General features: G+C 42.3%; 15 protein-coding genes. 13 read left to right on the top strand and 2 right to left on the bottom strand.

Annotated features, from left to right (window positions below; genetic code table 11):
- Positions 1-98: 98 nt before the first annotated feature.
- Positions 99-1,697, bottom strand: a complete 1,599-nt coding sequence (locus C900_RS16145; RefSeq protein ID WP_009581129.1) for an NADP-dependent glyceraldehyde-3-phosphate dehydrogenase — start codon at positions 1,695-1,697, stop codon at positions 99-101.
- Positions 1,698-2,187: 490 nt separating this feature from the next.
- Between C900_RS16145 and C900_RS16140 the strand changes: the two genes are divergently transcribed.
- The 13 genes from C900_RS16140 (at position 2,188) to C900_RS16075 (ending at position 15,030) form a co-directional block, all read left to right on the top strand.
- The gene (locus tag C900_RS16140) at positions 2,188-4,731 is read left to right on the top strand and encodes a zinc-dependent metalloprotease (RefSeq protein WP_009581127.1); all 2,544 of its coding nucleotides are present in this window, start codon (positions 2,188-2,190) and stop codon (positions 4,729-4,731) included.
- A gap of 693 nt (positions 4,732-5,424) precedes the next feature.
- On the top strand, positions 5,425-5,916 hold the full coding sequence (locus tag C900_RS16135; protein WP_009581125.1) for a hypothetical protein: 492 nt from the start codon (positions 5,425-5,427) through the stop codon (positions 5,914-5,916).
- 328 nt (positions 5,917-6,244) lie between these two features.
- A complete protein-coding gene (locus tag C900_RS16125) occupies positions 6,245-7,441 on the top strand; it encodes a DEAD/DEAH box helicase (RefSeq protein WP_185113976.1) in 1,197 nt (398 codons plus the stop codon).
- 11 nt (positions 7,442-7,452) lie between these two features.
- A complete protein-coding gene (locus C900_RS29955) occupies positions 7,453-7,689 on the top strand; it encodes a hypothetical protein (protein ID WP_009581123.1) in 237 nt (78 codons plus the stop codon).
- Positions 7,690-7,704: 15 nt separating this feature from the next.
- Positions 7,705-7,899 carry a cold-shock protein gene (locus C900_RS29950; RefSeq protein WP_009581122.1) on the top strand — a complete coding sequence of 65 codons (195 nt, stop codon included), beginning with the start codon at positions 7,705-7,707 and terminating at the stop codon, positions 7,897-7,899.
- Positions 7,900-8,660: 761 nt separating this feature from the next.
- A complete protein-coding gene (locus C900_RS16110) occupies positions 8,661-9,131 on the top strand; it encodes a hypothetical protein (protein WP_009581121.1) in 471 nt (156 codons plus the stop codon).
- A gap of 150 nt (positions 9,132-9,281) precedes the next feature.
- Entirely contained in the window at positions 9,282-9,608 is a 327-nt protein-coding gene (locus C900_RS16105; protein ID WP_009581120.1) for a hypothetical protein, read from the top strand.
- Positions 9,609-9,611: 3 nt separating this feature from the next.
- Positions 9,612-10,100, top strand: coding sequence for a DUF2231 domain-containing protein (locus C900_RS16100; RefSeq protein WP_040496934.1), 489 nt, complete (start codon positions 9,612-9,614; stop codon positions 10,098-10,100).
- Positions 10,093-11,016: a cation diffusion facilitator family transporter gene (locus C900_RS16095; protein WP_009581118.1), complete on the top strand. Its 924-nt coding sequence runs from the start codon at positions 10,093-10,095 to the stop codon at positions 11,014-11,016. The genes C900_RS16100 and C900_RS16095 overlap by 8 nt, the downstream gene beginning before the upstream one ends.
- Before the next feature lie 125 nt (positions 11,017-11,141).
- Complete coding sequence (locus C900_RS16090) at positions 11,142-11,492, top strand: hypothetical protein (protein ID WP_040496933.1); 351 nt, start codon at positions 11,142-11,144, stop codon at positions 11,490-11,492.
- 110 nt (positions 11,493-11,602) lie between these two features.
- Complete coding sequence (locus C900_RS16085) at positions 11,603-12,511, top strand: ribose-phosphate diphosphokinase (protein ID WP_009581116.1); 909 nt, start codon at positions 11,603-11,605, stop codon at positions 12,509-12,511.
- Between the two features lie 291 nt (positions 12,512-12,802).
- A complete protein-coding gene (locus C900_RS16080; RefSeq protein WP_009581115.1) occupies positions 12,803-13,048 on the top strand; it encodes a hypothetical protein in 246 nt (81 codons plus the stop codon).
- Between the two features lie 446 nt (positions 13,049-13,494).
- Positions 13,495-15,030, top strand: coding sequence for a SulP family inorganic anion transporter (locus C900_RS16075; RefSeq protein ID WP_009581114.1), 1,536 nt, complete (start codon positions 13,495-13,497; stop codon positions 15,028-15,030).
- Positions 15,031-15,408: 378 nt separating this feature from the next.
- Here the strand turns inward: C900_RS16075 and C900_RS16070 are convergent, their stop codons facing one another.
- Positions 15,409-16,503, bottom strand: coding sequence for a DUF1573 domain-containing protein (locus C900_RS16070; RefSeq protein ID WP_009581113.1), 1,095 nt, complete (start codon positions 16,501-16,503; stop codon positions 15,409-15,411).
- Positions 16,504-16,581 lie beyond the last annotated feature (78 nt).

Genomic DNA, 16,581 nt, shown 5'->3' with positions numbered 1-16,581 from the left:
GCCAAAGTCAAGGATCCCGATAATTATTATAATTATCGGGACTCCGTCAGAATGACTTTCAGTTTTGAGCTTGGTCTTTTGAGACAGCCTGAATATCTCTACAAAATATAGTCCGTGTTCACAAAGTTCGAGGCCTTGCTATCAAGCAGGTCCTGCAATATCTTATTGTTGTAAGGATTATCCTTTGAAGCCACAAATGTCCGGATCGAAAACGACCGTAACGCATCATGCACACTTAATGTGCTTACCGCAGAATCCTTTCTGCCGGTAAAAGGATAAACATCCGGACCACGCTGGCAGGAGCTGTTGAGATTGACCCTGCACACCAGGTTGACCAGTGTATCGATCAGTGGCGCTATAGTTTGTACATCCTGGCCAAAAAGGCTCACCTGCTGCCCATAGTTCGACTCTGCCATATCATTTAGGGGCTCCTCAATATCTTTAAACGACAGTATAGGTATCACAGGGCCGAATTGCTCTTCCTCATACACCCTCATCTCTTTGGTAACGGGATACAGCACTGCAGGGAATATATAGTTTTCAGTAATTTGTCCGCCTTTCTCATTGATTACCTTCGCCCCTTTATCTACTGCATCATCAATCAGCCCTTGTATGTAGTCAGGTTTATCAGGCTCAGGAAGTGGTGTCAGCTTCACTCCTTCATCCCATGGATTGCCAAACTTAAGTGTATCGACACGTTCAGCAAATCGCCTGTTGAACTCACTGATGATATCATCATGTACATATAGTATCTTCAAAGCCGTGCATCGCTGGCCATTGAATGACAGGGTGCCTGTTATACACTCATCAATTGCCAAATCAAGGTCGGCATCCGGCAGTACAATAGCCGGATTTTTAGCTTCCAATCCTAGCACAAGACGTAGCCTGTTCTTATTCGGATGTTGATCTTGCAGCGCTATCGCTGACTTACTATTACCGATGAGGGCCAGCACATCAACTTTGCCTGTTTTCATAATTGGCGCTGCTACCTCTCTGCCCCTTCCGTAAATAATATTCACAACACCGGCAGGAAAACTGCTTCTAAAAGCCTCCAGCAACGGGGTGATTAATAAAACACCATGTTTGGCCGGCTTAAAAATAGCCGTGTTTCCCATAATCAGTGCGGGTATCAACAAGGCAAACGTTTCGTTCAGCGGATAATTATAAGGGCCAAGGCAAAGCACCACACCCAAAGGGCCTCTGCGAATATGGGCATGAACACCTTCATGTTTCTGAAACTTCGCACTGTTCCTGTCGAGTTGCTTATAATCCTCAATAGTATCGTAGATATAATCCACCGTTCTGTCAAATTCCTTTTGCGAATCCGGCAGGCTTTTGCCTATTTCCCACATCAGAAGCTTCACCACCTCATCGCGTTGAGTTTTCATTTGTGCGACAAATTTCTCCATACAAGCTACACGATCAGCCACTTTCATTGTTGGCCATACACCTTGTCCTTTATTATAGGCCGTACATGCGGCATCAAGTGCATCCAGCGCTCCTTCCCCGGTCATATGAGGGACAGTTCCAAGCAAGGTAGGAGTATACTCCCCTTGTGTATTTACAGTATGTATGGAAGAATACACCTCTGTCATTTTACCCTCCCATGGTTTCAGTTCCCCATTTACCAAGTAAGTATTCTGGCTTAATGGCGCTACCTGAAATTGTGCGGGCACTTCCTTTTGTGTCGTGTTCATTTGCTATTCTTTTTATTGGAAATATTGGAACCCGGTCTACTATCAGATCACAAATTCGGAATAATCTATTAGATTTTAAAATCTACGGGATGCAATACAAGTACTCCTGACGCACCTGAAATAAATAAAGACCAAAAGTGCAACACCACCGGTAACGATTGAAAAAGTTAACACGGGCATTTTACAGTACTGCCCTTACCGTCATGCTATAGCAAAAAATAAAATTAAAGTTTTTTACACTTTTTATCCGGTATTTGTGTTTTCGAAGTGGAAGATGAATTCAACTCTTGTTTTGAGTCAGCTTCGCTAAGGCTTAAGCAAAATATTGCTCCTATTGTAAATCAGGTCTTACAAAAAATAAAATTTGAATTCTGGCATGTTTTTTAATACACAGTTATATATAAATTTATTATTTTCAGTCTTTATCTACTTACAATTTTAACTTTGTTTAATCATGTTATCTTCCTCCTTAAAAATTAAGTGGGTCTTTATGGCGTTTTACCTGCTTTTAATAACGGCCCCTGTTGAAGCTCAAAAGAAAAAGAAATCCGGGAACGAGGCCCCGGAGCAAACTACGCGCAAGTCTGAGAAAAAATCCATTAATGATCTGGTAAAGAAATGCGAGAAAATAGATGGACTTTTCACTTTCTACAGAGATACCACATCGGGCTCATTATATATGGAGGTCAGAGAAAACCAATTGAATAAGGAATACATTTATTTCAGTCAGATTGCCGATGGTGTTAGAGAAGCCTACGCCTTCCGGGGAGCTTATCGGGGCTCAAAGGTTTTTAAAATAGAAAAGTACTACGACAAACTGGATTTTATAACTCAGAATAACTCCTTCTATTTTGATGAAGAAAACCCCTTAAGCAGATCAGCAGAAGCCAATACTAGTAAGGGAATTATGGCCACTGAAAAAATAGAAGCCAGCACCAACTCCCGTTACCTGATCAAAGCCGATAACCTGTTCTTAAAAGAGACATTCGAACAAGTTAAGCCGCCAAAGTTTTTCGGTTTGCCGCTCAACTCATTCACCCTGGGGCAACTGGATAATGAAAAAACCAAAGTCAGAGCCATAAGGAACTACCCTGAAAATGCTGATTTTCTTGTTGAATACGTATACAGCAGCTCTTCCGTACTCAATAGTGGCTCCAATGCTATCGCTGACGGGCGAAATGTGAGCATAAAAGTTTACCACAGCCTTATCGCAATGCCCGAAAATGATTTCACACCCCGATTTGACGATCCTCGGGTGGGCTATTTCACTACGCAGGTGGACGATATGACATCTGTAAGCCCCACACCTTACCGGGATATGATCGAGCGCTGGCATTTAAAAAAGAAGGAGCCGGAAGCTGTGCTTTCAGAACCCGTAACTCCTATTACCTGGTGGATTGAAAACACTACTCCCCTGGAATTCAGAGAGACCGTAAAAAAAGCTGTATTGCAGTGGAATAAAGCCTTTGAGAAGGCCGGTTTTAAAAATGCAATCGAGGTTAAGGTGCAGCCTGACGATGCCGACTGGGATGCCGGGGATATTCGTTATAACGTGCTCAGATGGACTTCTTCTCCCCAGCCTGCTTTTGGGGGCTATGGTCCAAGCTTTGTCAACCCTAAAACAGGCCAGATCATGGGTGCTGATATTATGCTTGAATTCATCTTCCATACCAACAGGGTAGCATATTCCAATCTTTTCGATCTTAATCCCACTGCCGAGCACCACATGCCTGAATGGGGTGTTGATGATGCTTCGAAACACTGTTTTTATGGCAATATGATGCTCGAAAATAGCCTTTTCGGTCAGGCTGTAATGCTGGCAGAAGGAGCTAATGCCCTGGAACTGGAGGGTATGAAGAAAGAAGCCATGATGGAGCTGATCATGCACGAGGTCGGTCACACACTGGGCCTGAACCATAATATGAAAGCAAGCCAGCTATATACACCCACTCAACTCAACGACAAAGATTTTATTAAGGGAAAGGCGCTTTCAGGCTCCGTAATGGATTATTTGGCCATTAATGCAACAAAAGACAGGAGCCAGCAGGGACAGTACTTTTCTCCAACCATTGGCCCTTACGATGAGTGGGCGATCGAATTCGGATATAAGGTGGTAAAAAATGCTTCGGAATTAGATGAGATCCTTGCCAGGTCTACCGAGCCTCAGTTGCTATTTGGAAACGATGCTGATGATATGCGATCCTCCGACCGTGGTGTTGACCCTCGAGTGATGATCGGTGACCAGTCTAACGACCAGTTGTCATATTCAGCAGACAGAATGGAACTCGTGAAGCATATGATGGGGCAGATAAAAGGACAGTATTCTAAAAAAGGTCAGAGCTACCAGGAGCTAAGGCAAGCGTTTTACATTCTGCACGCACAGTATGCGCAGGCCGGGCGGGTTGCATCACGGTTTATCGGAGGAATTTATGTAGACCGTTCAGTGGTGGGGCAGGATGGCGCAAAACAGCCATTTACACCTGTGGCTTATCAAGACCAAAAAAGAGCGATGCAATTGCTGAGCGAGAACATATTTAGTCCTGCTGCTTTTGACATACCTTCTGATCTGTTTAGCCATCTGGCAATGCAGCGAAGAGGGTTCAACTTTTCCAGAGATACTGAAGATCCAAAGATACATGAAACTGTACTGTCTGCACAACGATCCATACTTCAGCATTTGCTACACGAAAATACACTGCAGCGCCTGACTGACACTGAACTTTACGGTAACGATTATGATCTGGTAGAATTCATGACCGATCTGAATCAGGCGATATTTGATGCGGATATATCTTCTGCTGCGATAAATTCATTCCGGCAAAACCTGCAACTGGAGTATACCAAAATGCTGATAGACATATTAAATAAAGACAGAGTAGGCAAGTATAGCAATATAGCTAAATCTATGGCCCTTTATAACCTTAACGCTATCAAAATAAAAGCAGGTTCATCAACGGGAAACATAGCATCAAAAGCACATAAAGCACACTTGAGAACTTTAATTGACAATGCTTTGAAAGAATATGAGGGATAGATAGTGTCCCTAAGAAAACACCAATGTCTGCGTTATGCTTGTCCCAAAAATGCTCTCATATCTCAGTTCGTGAGCATTTTTGGCACTTCATCCAGCTCTTTAGCGGGAACGTTTTCTTAAATCCACTTAGAGTTTTCTTATAGACACCAGTGTTGAGTTAAGTGTACTTTAGCCATACCAAGCTTTGTTCTTTTTGTCACATGCTGTCTTATAGAATGTTCGCTATTCCAGGCTTCGCTTTGGAATAATCGTCAAGCACAGAAATAGAAAAGGATTATGAAACAAGTACAGATGACGAAACCTGTTGAGGCAGCCTCCTTTTGTGAAAAAAATTAGTGTTTATAACTCGAAGGCATAACTACATCAAGGGGAATTTAGGCCTCACTAATTACCGGTAATAATACCCGGAAATTCAAAAATATACGTTTTTTCCGTTTGGCAAACCATTGGCATAGGATATAGTGAACATAATTAGTGTCTCTAAGAAAACGTTAATGTCTGCTTTATGCTCGTCCCAAAAATGCTCACGTACCCCCAACTGCGCTTTTTGGCACTTCATAAGCCTTGATTCTTAATGTTTTCTTAAAGCCACTTAGAGTTTTCGTACAAGTACTAATTATCACTATGCAGAAGGTCCTTTTTTGGATATTGCTACTTTTGACACAACAAGCTCCCGGACAAACGCGGCCCGCTTTGGCAGAATTACATCATGCCAATGAAAGCATGCATTCTATTGAAATGGAAGCAAAGACCATGGAAGATGGCCCCATCTTGAAGAAATTTATCAGAAACTACCTCACCTACAGAGAAGATAAGTATATCTACATTAGCTGCAATGAAGACAACCAATTCTATGATGCTGATACGGTGAGAATGCAACGCATATCTAAAAATTACTATCCGGTGTGGGCCTGTTGTCAATTTGTGGAATGGCGGCTTGTAGGTGACACGGAATTTCTGTGGTCGGATTTGCAAACTTGTCAGGAAGAGGTACAGCGTTCCTATTACCTTTCGGTAACAGAGTTGAAGGCCACACAAAAGCACGGTTCAATCTTTTTAAGCATCATCAGAAATGGCGTGATCATAGACCGGTTTAAAGTTTTAGGCACCGAAGAGGCTGATGCCAGGTATCGCCAACACCCTGACGAAGTAATGGTACTCCTACGCCTGCCACTGAAACAATAAGTCTTAATATAAGACATTCCATTAGGTTCCTAACTTTATTCATGCTACCTTTGTACTTTATCAAAGTAGAGGCAATCTCTTTCAGAAAATTTCTCAAAAGATTCTTTTCTTTAAAATCCTTCGACTTTGACCAAAGTCGGTTCTTTTCTAAAAATATCGAAACCGAAATTTTTCAAGCAGATCAGTATATTCCGAAAAATCATTCTTTTTGGTATTGGCTGATAGCAACTATGTGATCCTAAAGTAGGCTCAGGCTATATTTCCGTTCACAGCAATGCTCTCCACAGGAGTGGTGAAGCATCTTTTTAATGTACTTAAAATTATAAAAATGTATAAAACTAAGAAGAGGCCCACAAGACCCGCCTCGAAATTTAATCGTACCCGATCTGACAATAAAAAAAGCAAGGGAACAAACATAGATATTAATAAATTCATCAACAGAACTGTCATAAATGAGCGGCAAGAGCCCTATCAAATTGAAAATAATTTTGAAGATTTTCCCTTAAATGCCGAACTGATCAGAAGGATCAAAGAGCGTGGCTATAGCAGCCCCACCGAGATACAGGATAAAAGTATTAACCATATTCTTAGCGGAAAAAATGTGGTTGGGGTGGCAGGAACCGGCACTGGTAAGACAGGCGCCTTTTTGGTACCTATCATCAATAGGCTGCTGGCTAATCCGGCACATTTCGACACCTTGATCATTACACCCACTCGTGAACTGGCCCTGCAGATTGAAGATGAATTCAAAAAACTGACCATAGGAGCACGTTTGTTCTCAACAACACTTATCGGGGGAACAAATATGAACAAGTCGCTGGCCGCGCTTGCCAGACCGTCACATATCATCATTGGTACGCCTGGCAGGATAATGGATATGGCGCAGCGTGGAAAACTTCCTTTTAAAAATTTTCCACTCCTGGTTCTGGACGAATTCGATAGAATGCTGGACATGGGATTTATCAGAGATATTGAGAGGATCATTAGTCAGATGACAGCCCGGAAACAAACGCTGTTATTTTCAGCTACTATGCCCGCGGCCCAGGAAGGTATAATTAATAAAATTGTGCCCACTTCAGTCAGGGTAAAAGCAACAACAGCGCTCAAATCATCCAGCAATATTCATCAGGACGTAGTCAGTGTATCTGAGGGAGAAAATAAATTTGATTCCCTGGTCAGGATACTGTCCAATGAAAATATCCACGACAGCCGTGTAATTCTTTTCTGCGAAACCAAGAGGAGGGCCAATAAACTATCGAAACAATTGAACACAGCAGGCATACGCGCTGATGAAATACACGGGAACAAGAGCCAGCAAGCGCGGGAAAAAGCGTTAAAGCGATTTAAAGACGGGAAAATCACTGTACTGGTAGCCACTGATGTGATGGCAAGAGGCATCGATGTAACAGATGTTTCAATGGTTATCAATTACGAAATACCTAAAACGTATGATGACTATATCCACAGGATAGGTCGCACTGGCAGAGCAGGCAAAGCAGGGAAGGCAGTCACATTTATTAACTAAAAGCATATCATATGGCACGATCTCAAAACAGCTTCATTAAGCAACAGAGAGAAAAAAAGAAACAAAAGAAGAAGGAAGAAAAGCTTCAAAAGAAGCAAGAAAGAAAGGAAAACTCTACAGGTGGTGATCTGGATCAAATGATAGCCTATGTAGACGAATATGGGAACATCACCTCCACACCTCCGGATGAAAAGAAAGTCGAAGAAGATAAAGATGGCGATAAACACAACAAAAATAAGTACAGATAATCAATTATAATAAAAATGAAAAAAGGAACAGTAAAATTCTTTAACAGAACAAAGGGCTTCGGTTTTATAGTACAAGACGATTCACAGGAAGATATTTTTGTACATGAAAGTGGTCTTATCCACGAAATCAATGAAAACGACAGTGTAACATACAATGTGGAGCAGGGTCGTAAAGGGCTGAATGCTGTGAATGTTGAAGTAGTAGACTAATTGGTGTCTGAAAGAAAATTTTAAGAAGCTTTCGGGATAACAAAAAAGCCAAGGCTGTGAGCAAATGGCTAAATTACATACTGATAGTCAGATAATTATTCAATTCTCCACTACCGTCATCCCGGACGTAACACAGTGAAGATCCGGGATCTCCTCGCTACTGGTTGTGACTGAACTTCAGCCTCTGCCAACGGATCAGGGGATCCTGAATATTTTCTCCGTTGCTCTACGAAAATTCCAGGATGACGTGGTGGTCTGTGATTCTGTTCCTCCTCTGTGGTTAATGATGCATAATGTCATTATCCTCAAAATCAATTAAAAGTTGTCGTTTGTCTCGGGATAACATTCTTATCTAAAGAGCATGGAAGATTTACTAAAGGGATCGCTTGACTGAGGGGCAAGTCTTGTGAAGTCGCAAAAAGCGAATCGCACTGGGTACTAGTGTAATGATCACAAAGCATTTTGGGGCAAGCATAACGCAGACATTGGCGTTTTCTTAGAGACACTAATTAGTGTTTGTAAGAAAACTCTAAGTGGCTTTAAGAAAACGTTAAGGTCAAGGCTTGTGAAGTGCCAAAAAGCGGAGCGTACTGGGGGTACGTGAGCATTTTTGGGACGAGCATAACGCAGATGACGTTTTCTTAGAGACACTAATTAGTGCTCTTTTATCACAATAGACTCCCGCATATACTGATAAAGCCGTACATTTTTTGGTCATCAGGATAAGTTAAGTAAATTTGGCATGAGAAAGTGAGCAGCACATGCACGAAGAAGAAGACGATCATACCATAAACCCTGAACAGCTACCGATATTCAAAAAGGGCAAGGAAATATTCGACCTTACCTCAAAGATCACTGACTTGATTGCTGATGATGATGACCGTATGTTGTGCAATTACAAGGAATTTATGTTGGAAGATGCTGCCATGCTCACCGTAAAGGTAGCTGGTGCAGAAGCAGCCGATCTATACGATATCAGAATGGAAAATGCAACCATCATCAGAAAAGCCGCCCGTGACCTGATGACACATTGCAGTGGTTTGGAGATGTTTGGTTTTAAGGAAACACAGTATCTCCACCTGATCAGAGAAGCGATTGAAGAATACAGGTTGTTATTCATTGAATGGGTGAGCCAGTTTGACCAATGGAACTACACTATCGACCGCTGGGGGCTGTTCAACCCACCTGGAGTTGGGCCTCATGATCATGATCCGGACGATGACCTCACATAAATTGTTCGGGGTTATGCCTGTGGTTTAGTAACTTTGAACCCGCTACAATACACCGTTTAAATAAAACCCACATTCAGGCTAGAGCATTTGGTTTTATAACTGTTTATTAGGGCACAGATTTCACATTAATAATTTTAAACATTTTTATTTATGAAGAGAATAACAAATTATCTTTCCGCAGTATCATTGGCTATTTTGTTTGTTGTTACTTTGGCCGCCTGCGGAGGGGGTACCGATGTAGTTGAGTCTGGTACCTACCAGGGCACTATCGATAAAGTTGAGCCTGAAAAAACAGAGATATATGTAAAAACAGCAGACAACAAAAAACTAGAGCTCTACTTTACTGATCAAACCACCCTCACCCAAAATGGTGCCCCTGCAGATTTTGAAGTATTAAAAAAAGGCATGAAGGTTGAAGTTGAAGTTGAGAAAGTGGGTAAGAGACTTGATCCTATTGCAGTAAGAGTACTTGAATAAAGTATGGGATTATTACCGGATTGGATAAGGACAGAGGTTTATCATGCTCTGTCCGTCCATTTTCCAATAGCATTTCTGCTGTTGGGCACACTGCTGAAGTTAATTGCTATATTTGTAAAGAAGCAATTTTTAACCTCATCAGGAAGCCTTTTGTTGTATTTGGGTACTATTACGGCATGGATAGCTATTTACACAGGAGATCTCGCAGATGGAAGAGTAAGCAGGTCGATTTGTGATCCAACAGTGCTTAAAAGTCATGAAAACATGGCCTACTACCTTGCGTATATTTTCTCAGTGGCTTCAATTCTGGATTTGTCCATAATATCCGACAAACTTCCGGGTTTTAAAAAAATCTGGACAGCCGTTGTAGTTACGTTAATGCTTATCGGCAGCGGCATGCTTACATACATGGGTGATCTGGGCGCCTCATTGGTATATCAGCAGGCAGCGGGGGTATCCGTTCCCCCTGCAGATTGTAAAGGATTTGAATAAAGAAGTGCAAGAGAATATTTCACACCCTACGGAAAAAGGCCTGAAAACCACACTAACAGGCATTATTATTAGTACCGTACTGGCAGTAGTGAAGGCTTTGGGCGGAATATTTGGCAATTCGTATGCCCTTATCGCTGATGCCATAGAATCAGCCGGGGATGTGCTTTCTTCAACCATGCTCTGGTTAGGGTTAAAATGGTCGGCTCGCCCCCCTGACAAGAACCATCCCTACGGACATGGGAAAGCCGAGGCATTAATAGCGTTGGGCATTGCTCTGGCGCTTACCACGGCCGCAATTATCATCACGAAAGACAGTATCAATAATATATTGACCCCACACAAAACTCCTGCACCATTTACTCTCATCATTTTAGTGGGTGTTGTTGTGGTAAAGGAACTGCTCTACCGCTACGTACTAAAAACCGCAGAAGAAATAAACAGCGGAGCAGTTAAAGCGGATGCCTTCCACCACAGAAGTGATGCCATTACATCAGTTGCAGCTTTTGTGGGTATATCTATTGCCATTATAGGTGGTGAAGGCTATGAGTCGGCTGATGATTATGCCGCAATACTTGCCGCTATTGTTATTGGCTATAATGCCTACCATATTGCCAGGCCGGCCATCGGTGAACTATTGGATGAATCACTTGTTCCTGAATTAAATAAACAGGTAAAAGAGTTGGCCTTCCATGTTAAAGGTGTGCATCATGTGGAAAAGTGCTATACCCGAAAAATGGGCGTTATGCATATAGTAGATATGCACATTTGGGTCGACTCCAACATCTCCGTTGCCGATGGACATGAGATAGCTCACGAGGTAAAGAATTATATTCAGGAAAATTTACCTGAGATACAAGACGTGCTGGTTCACATAGAGCCATCTGAGATCGAGGCTTTAAAAAAAGAAAAAGGATAGTTCCGGGTTCCGAGGTTATTATACCTGACATTTCCTGAAAATCTTGGTTCAAAGTGTTTTATGAAAGAAAAAATAATTTTGTATTCAGGGAAATAACGTTAATTTGAGCCTTAAAATCTATAGTTATGACTTTACCCTACCCCGTCTCCTCATGGATATCTGTTGTCTTGTATCTCTGTCTTTTTTTAATATTTGGAATAGGTCTGTGGCAATCGCTCAATAAGCATCTTTTTAGAAAGCCCGGCCTCTCGGGGCATTCGCTTGTACCCTTAGGCCTGACAGCTCTTACCTTTGGAGTCATCGGTCTTGTAAAAGGATATATGGACGTATTACAGGCAGCAGATGCTGCAGGTGAGATGACGAAGATACAGTTAGCGCATGCTTTGGTTCACGGCTCATTAGCTGGAGCCCCCTTCCCAATACTTGGTTTGCTGTGCCTTGGGCTCAGCTTTGTTTTTAAGTACATTAACCAATAGCTTTGGTGGTATAGTATGAGTACCTGGTGTGTAGAATAGTGGCAGATCACTTAAATGTTACACTTGAGGTTTAAACTATTTATTAACATACATACCGCAAAACTAAAATTATGAAAAAGCTATTGTTCCACACTACCGATTACACATACCTGGCCAACAAGATGCTTGATTGTGGCGATTTTGAAAACGGGGAGGTGGAAGTGAATTTCTTTTCCGATGAAGAGCGCTATCAAAGGATAATAACCTCCGTGGAAGACCGGAACGTAGTGATCGTAGGTGGCACGATCAATGATCAGGCTACTTTAGAATTATTTGATCTCGCATCTTCAATTGTCAGTTGCGGGGCTAATTCTCTAAGCCTGGTGGTACCCTACTATGGATATTCAACTATGGAGCGATCTGTATTACCCGGGGAGATTGTAACAGCAAAAACACGGGCACGGCTGTTGTCCTCCATTCCCAGAAGTAACAAGGGCAACAAGATCTATCTTTTTGACCTTCATACTGAGGGTATTCCTCATTATTTTGAAGGCCACCTGTATCCAATTCATGTTTACTGCAAGGATATAGTCATTGACACCGCAAAGGACTATGCTGGTGATGATTTTGTAATGGCCAGTACAGACTCCGGCCGTGCCAAATGGGTAGAATCACTTGCCAATGATGCCGGGGTAAATGCAGCCTTTATCCTGAAGAGGCGTATCAAAGGAGACCACACTGAAGTAAGTGCCGTAAATGCAGATGTTGAAGGCAAGAAAGTGGTTATTTATGATGATATGATCCGCTCCGGAGGCAGTATCATCAATGCCGCCCGAACCTACAAACAAGCAGGCGCTTCGGATATTTATGTTATCACCACACATGGTTTGTTCATTAACAACGGACTGGATAAACTAAAATCATCCGGACTGATCCGCAAAGTGATCTGTACAGACACACATAAAAACGCCATCAATATTCAGGATGATTTTCTTGAGGTAAGGAGTATAGCACCTTTGATCTGCCAGCATATCCATTAACTACTCTAAAATAACATGAGTTCGGATATAGAACCCATAAAAATAGGCGGTCATTCTGCCCTGTCCCGAACTTGCCTCTGAATTTGCCTCGGGAAGGCACGCAACAACTTTCGGTTGATTCTGTGAATAATGATATTAAAAAGAGGTTCTTTTGGCTGTTTTCTGATATGTATACCTTTCATCGGTTCCACTGTATCGAACTCACGTTAAAATATTTACTATGCCATAACCATTGGTATGTCTGTTTGTTAATCAGGTATGGAATAAACTAATCACTTAAACCTCACCGATATGCCACGACAGTCTGAAAAAACCAAAAGCGGAGGAAAAACCCATAAGGGAAGCCCAACTCAGAATGAACAGAGTAAAGCGGCCATCAAAACAAGTAGCTACGACCGTAAAAAAATGAAGGAGAGCGATCGCGTTCGTGTGAGACATGTTGATGATGATGACCTACCTGAACAGGATGCGCGGACAAAACCAAATAGAAATACTCGTAAGCCTAATATAGATAAGCACACCAATAATCAATCTTAAACCGAAACCGCTACTATCAGCACATCAGCAGGTGTACTTTAACCATTCCAGCTTCACTTCGCCTGCTGCTGATAGTAGCACTTTTTTTTATTAAATAGCTGTCCCCTCTTTGCTTATTACCTAATAGCACTTTATCTTCGCAGCTTCTTTATGAAACACAGTATAAAACACACCCGTCCGACTCCACCCTGATACTCACTCAGGCTATTAGCGCGTCTATCATAGTATTCTGTCCGACTCATTCATTGAAGCAATGAAGACGAGTCAACTATTCTCTAATTATTAATTATAGTGTCTCTAAGAAAATGTCAATGTCTGCGTTACGCCCGACCCAAAAATGCTCATCCCCCGCGGACTCCGCTTTTTGGCCCTTCGCCGCGTCCTTTGGCAGCAACGTTTTCGTAAAGCCACTTAGCGTTTTCTTACAAACCCTAATTATTCTATAAATGACCTTTATTCAGCAATTGAAGACGAAGGGATTCAACCCTAAAAATGAAATATTGTCGGGCCTAACCGTAGCATTGGCTCTGGTACCAGAGGCAGTAGCATTTTCCATTATTGCAGGTGTAAGCCCTCTGATCGGACTATATACTGCATTTATTATCGGGCTGATCACATCCATTCTTGGGGGCAGGCCAGGAATGATCTCGGGAGCCACAGGTGCTATAGCTGTAGTTATTGTTACTCTTGTGGCCAGGCATGGTGTTGAATACCTTTTTGCTGCCGCTGTACTCATGGGGCTTATTCAAATAGTTATAGGTGTACTACGGATGGGTAAATTCATCAGACTAGTTCCGCATCCGGTGATCTACGGCTTTCTTAACGGGTTGGCTATAGTCATATTCCTGGCTCAACTAAGTCAATTTAAAGCCCGAGATGCTTCTGGCAACTTGCAATGGCTCACTGGTGAGCCACTATATACTATGCTGGGCCTCGTAATACTTACAATGGCCATTATTCATTTTCTCCCTAAGCTTACCAGGGCAGTACCTTCTTCATTAATGGCCATTGTAAGTATTTCACTGGTGGTAATCTATGCTGGTATACCTACAAAAACAGTAGGTGATATTGCCTCCATTGCCGGTGGACTACCCGAGTTCCATTTTCCGGTGGTCCCATTAAACTGGGAAACGCTGACCATTATCTTTCCTTACTCGTTAATCATGGCTCTGGTAGGTTTAATTGAAAGTCTGCTCACTTTGGCAGTGGTTGATGAAATGACTGAAACAAGAGGACGGGGCAATAAAGAATGTGTGGCTCAAGGTGTTGCCAATATAGCAACGGGCTTTTTTGGCGGAATGGGCGGATGCGCAATGATAGGCCAGAGTATTATTAATGTGAGTTCCGGTGGCCGGTTCAGGCTTTCAGGGATCGTTGCTGCGGTGTTTTTACTGCTTTTTGTACTATTTGGGTCATCACTCATAGAGCAAATACCCATGGCAGCGCTCGTAGGGCTTATGTTTATGGTATCTATTGGCACTTTTGAATGGGCAAGCCTGAGAATATTCAGAAAAGTACCCCTCACTGACGTAATTGTAATGGTATTGGTAGCTGGTGTAACCGTTATCTTTCACAACCTTGCCGTGGCCGTAATTCTTGGAGTGGTAATCTCGGCACTTGCATTTGCATGGGAAAACGCCAAGCGTATCAGAGCCCGAAAAAGCCTGGACGAGCATGGACACAAGCATTATGAGATCTACGGACCTTTGTTTTTCGGATCAGTAGCGGCATTTAATGAAAAATTTGATGTGGCTAATGATCCCGAACATGTGGTAATAGACTTTCAAGAATCAAGAGTAGTGGATCATAGCGCTATTGAAGCGCTCAATAAAGTAACCGAACGCTACGCTAAAGTTGGAAAAAAAGTACATTTAAGGCACTTGAGTGAAGATTGCCGCAAACTTATGAATAATGCCTCGGCTATTATTGAAGTAAATTACTACGAAGATCCTACCTACAAAGTAGCTACGGATATGGTGTAATTGTTGGTTGCTGGTTCTGGTCAGTCGGTTGCTGGTTTCTTGCTGAAAAGCTTTACTAGTCTTTTATAGGATTAGTAACGCAGCATTCGTAACTCGACACTCAATACTCATGACTAAACACTCAGGACGCTACTTGCCTACTGCTTCTGCCAACTGCCTACTTTTAAGACACCGGCCATAGATTGAACCTGACCAATGACTCGTGACTAGCAGCTAGTGTTGAGTTAAGTGTACTGTGTCGTATAAGTTGTAGTTATTTTTGTTCCAGGCAACGCAAAAAATATGAGCATAGCCGTGTATTTTTTAAGGCAGCATGGGACAAAAACAACAAAGCTTGGTATGGCTAAAGTATGCTTAACTTAACACCAGTGACCATATTTAATCGCTATTAACGTACCCCTTAATAGTCACACGCTGGGCTGAACCTCGCGGGTCATTGGAAAAGATGGTGACCGATTTTTGCTGATTGCCGCGCCTTCCTTCTGAGTTAAAAGTTACCTCCATTTCGGTACTCTCCCCGGGTTCCAGGGTCTCTTTACCCAATTTGGCTACCACACAGGTACAGTTGGACTTTGTCTGACGTATTTTTAATGGACCCCCTCCAACATTTGTAAGTGTAAACTTGCCGGTTGTACTTTTATCAGCATTCAGCTTTCCAAAATCATGGACATTTTCATCCAGCTTAAGACGAGGCGCCTTATCCATCTCCTCCCGGCTCATCGGTGGAAAATATTCTTCTATGGTAGCATAAACAGAAATCGATTTCACCGCATCATCTCCCTCCTCATCTGTCAAGAATTTTACATTATCAGAGCTAAAGCCAAGATCATTTTTCGCTTTAGCATCATAGATCACCTTGACCACACCCTCCGAAGCAGGGGCCAGCACCTGAGGATCGAACTCCAACCTGATGTAAGAAGGCGCCTCCTGCTTTTCCAGAAATGTAACCGGGGTCTCACTCATATTATAAACCTGAAACTCCTTCACCGCAGGTTCATCAGTGGTCTCCACTTTACCCATATTGAAAGAGCGATACTTCACCCGCAACCCACCCATGGCGGTGGGTAATTCCTCCTCTACAGACTTTGGCTTTGGCACCACATTTCCTTTAATATACAGCCTCATAGGTGTGTTTGAAGCATCTGTAGTAACGGTAAGGCTCTTATTAAATGCTCCGGGGCGATTGCGTGGATTATACTGGGCCTGGATATAACCTGTTTCACCAGGGTTAACGGTTTCTTTAGTCCAGTCCGGAGTAGTACACCCACAGGAAGCTTTGACGCCAGTGATCTTTATCGGCTTTAAACCTTTGTTGATAAAGCTGAATTCATGGATAATGGGTCCATCTTCTTCTTTAACGGTTCCAAAATCAAAGGTCTTTTCGCTAAACACAAGCTCCTCAGCTTGCTGGGCATAAACAAAAACTGTAGATACCATTCCAACTATTACCAACAAAAAATGCTTTACGGTCATAACATGTATTTTTTTCAATTCCAGGGCCAAACCCTTTTGCAAGAAATATTATTCGTTAAAAATAATAAAATGTCGATA

Source organism: Fulvivirga imtechensis AK7 (genome assembly GCF_000331535.1).
In the GTDB taxonomy this organism is placed as follows: domain Bacteria; phylum Bacteroidota; class Bacteroidia; order Cytophagales; family Cyclobacteriaceae; genus Fulvivirga; species Fulvivirga imtechensis.
The sequence above is the reverse complement of the archived record's forward strand: the minus strand, read 5'-3'. Positions and strand labels throughout refer to the sequence as shown.

Bases quoted from the DNA above. Each gene is read 5' to 3' on its own strand.
- C900_RS16145 (WP_009581129.1), bottom strand. From the start codon at position 1,697: ATGAACACGACACAAAAGGAAGTGCCCGCACAATTTCAGGTAGCGCCA.
- C900_RS16140 (WP_009581127.1), top strand. From the start codon at position 2,188: ATGGCGTTTTACCTGCTTTTAATAACGGCCCCTGTTGAAGCTCAAAAG.
- C900_RS16125 (WP_185113976.1), top strand. From the start codon at position 6,245: ATGTATAAAACTAAGAAGAGGCCCACAAGACCCGCCTCGAAATTTAAT.
- C900_RS29955 (WP_009581123.1), top strand. From the start codon at position 7,453: ATGGCACGATCTCAAAACAGCTTCATTAAGCAACAGAGAGAAAAAAAG.
- C900_RS29950 (WP_009581122.1), top strand. From the start codon at position 7,705: ATGAAAAAAGGAACAGTAAAATTCTTTAACAGAACAAAGGGCTTCGGT.
- C900_RS16110 (WP_009581121.1), top strand. From the start codon at position 8,661: ATGCACGAAGAAGAAGACGATCATACCATAAACCCTGAACAGCTACCG.
- C900_RS16105 (WP_009581120.1), top strand. From the start codon at position 9,282: ATGAAGAGAATAACAAATTATCTTTCCGCAGTATCATTGGCTATTTTG.
- C900_RS16100 (WP_040496934.1), top strand. From the start codon at position 9,612: ATGGGATTATTACCGGATTGGATAAGGACAGAGGTTTATCATGCTCTG.
- C900_RS16090 (WP_040496933.1), top strand. From the start codon at position 11,142: ATGACTTTACCCTACCCCGTCTCCTCATGGATATCTGTTGTCTTGTAT.
- C900_RS16085 (WP_009581116.1), top strand. From the start codon at position 11,603: ATGAAAAAGCTATTGTTCCACACTACCGATTACACATACCTGGCCAAC.
- C900_RS16080 (WP_009581115.1), top strand. From the start codon at position 12,803: ATGCCACGACAGTCTGAAAAAACCAAAAGCGGAGGAAAAACCCATAAG.
- C900_RS16075 (WP_009581114.1), top strand. From the start codon at position 13,495: ATGACCTTTATTCAGCAATTGAAGACGAAGGGATTCAACCCTAAAAAT.
- C900_RS16070 (WP_009581113.1), bottom strand. From the start codon at position 16,503: ATGACCGTAAAGCATTTTTTGTTGGTAATAGTTGGAATGGTATCTACA.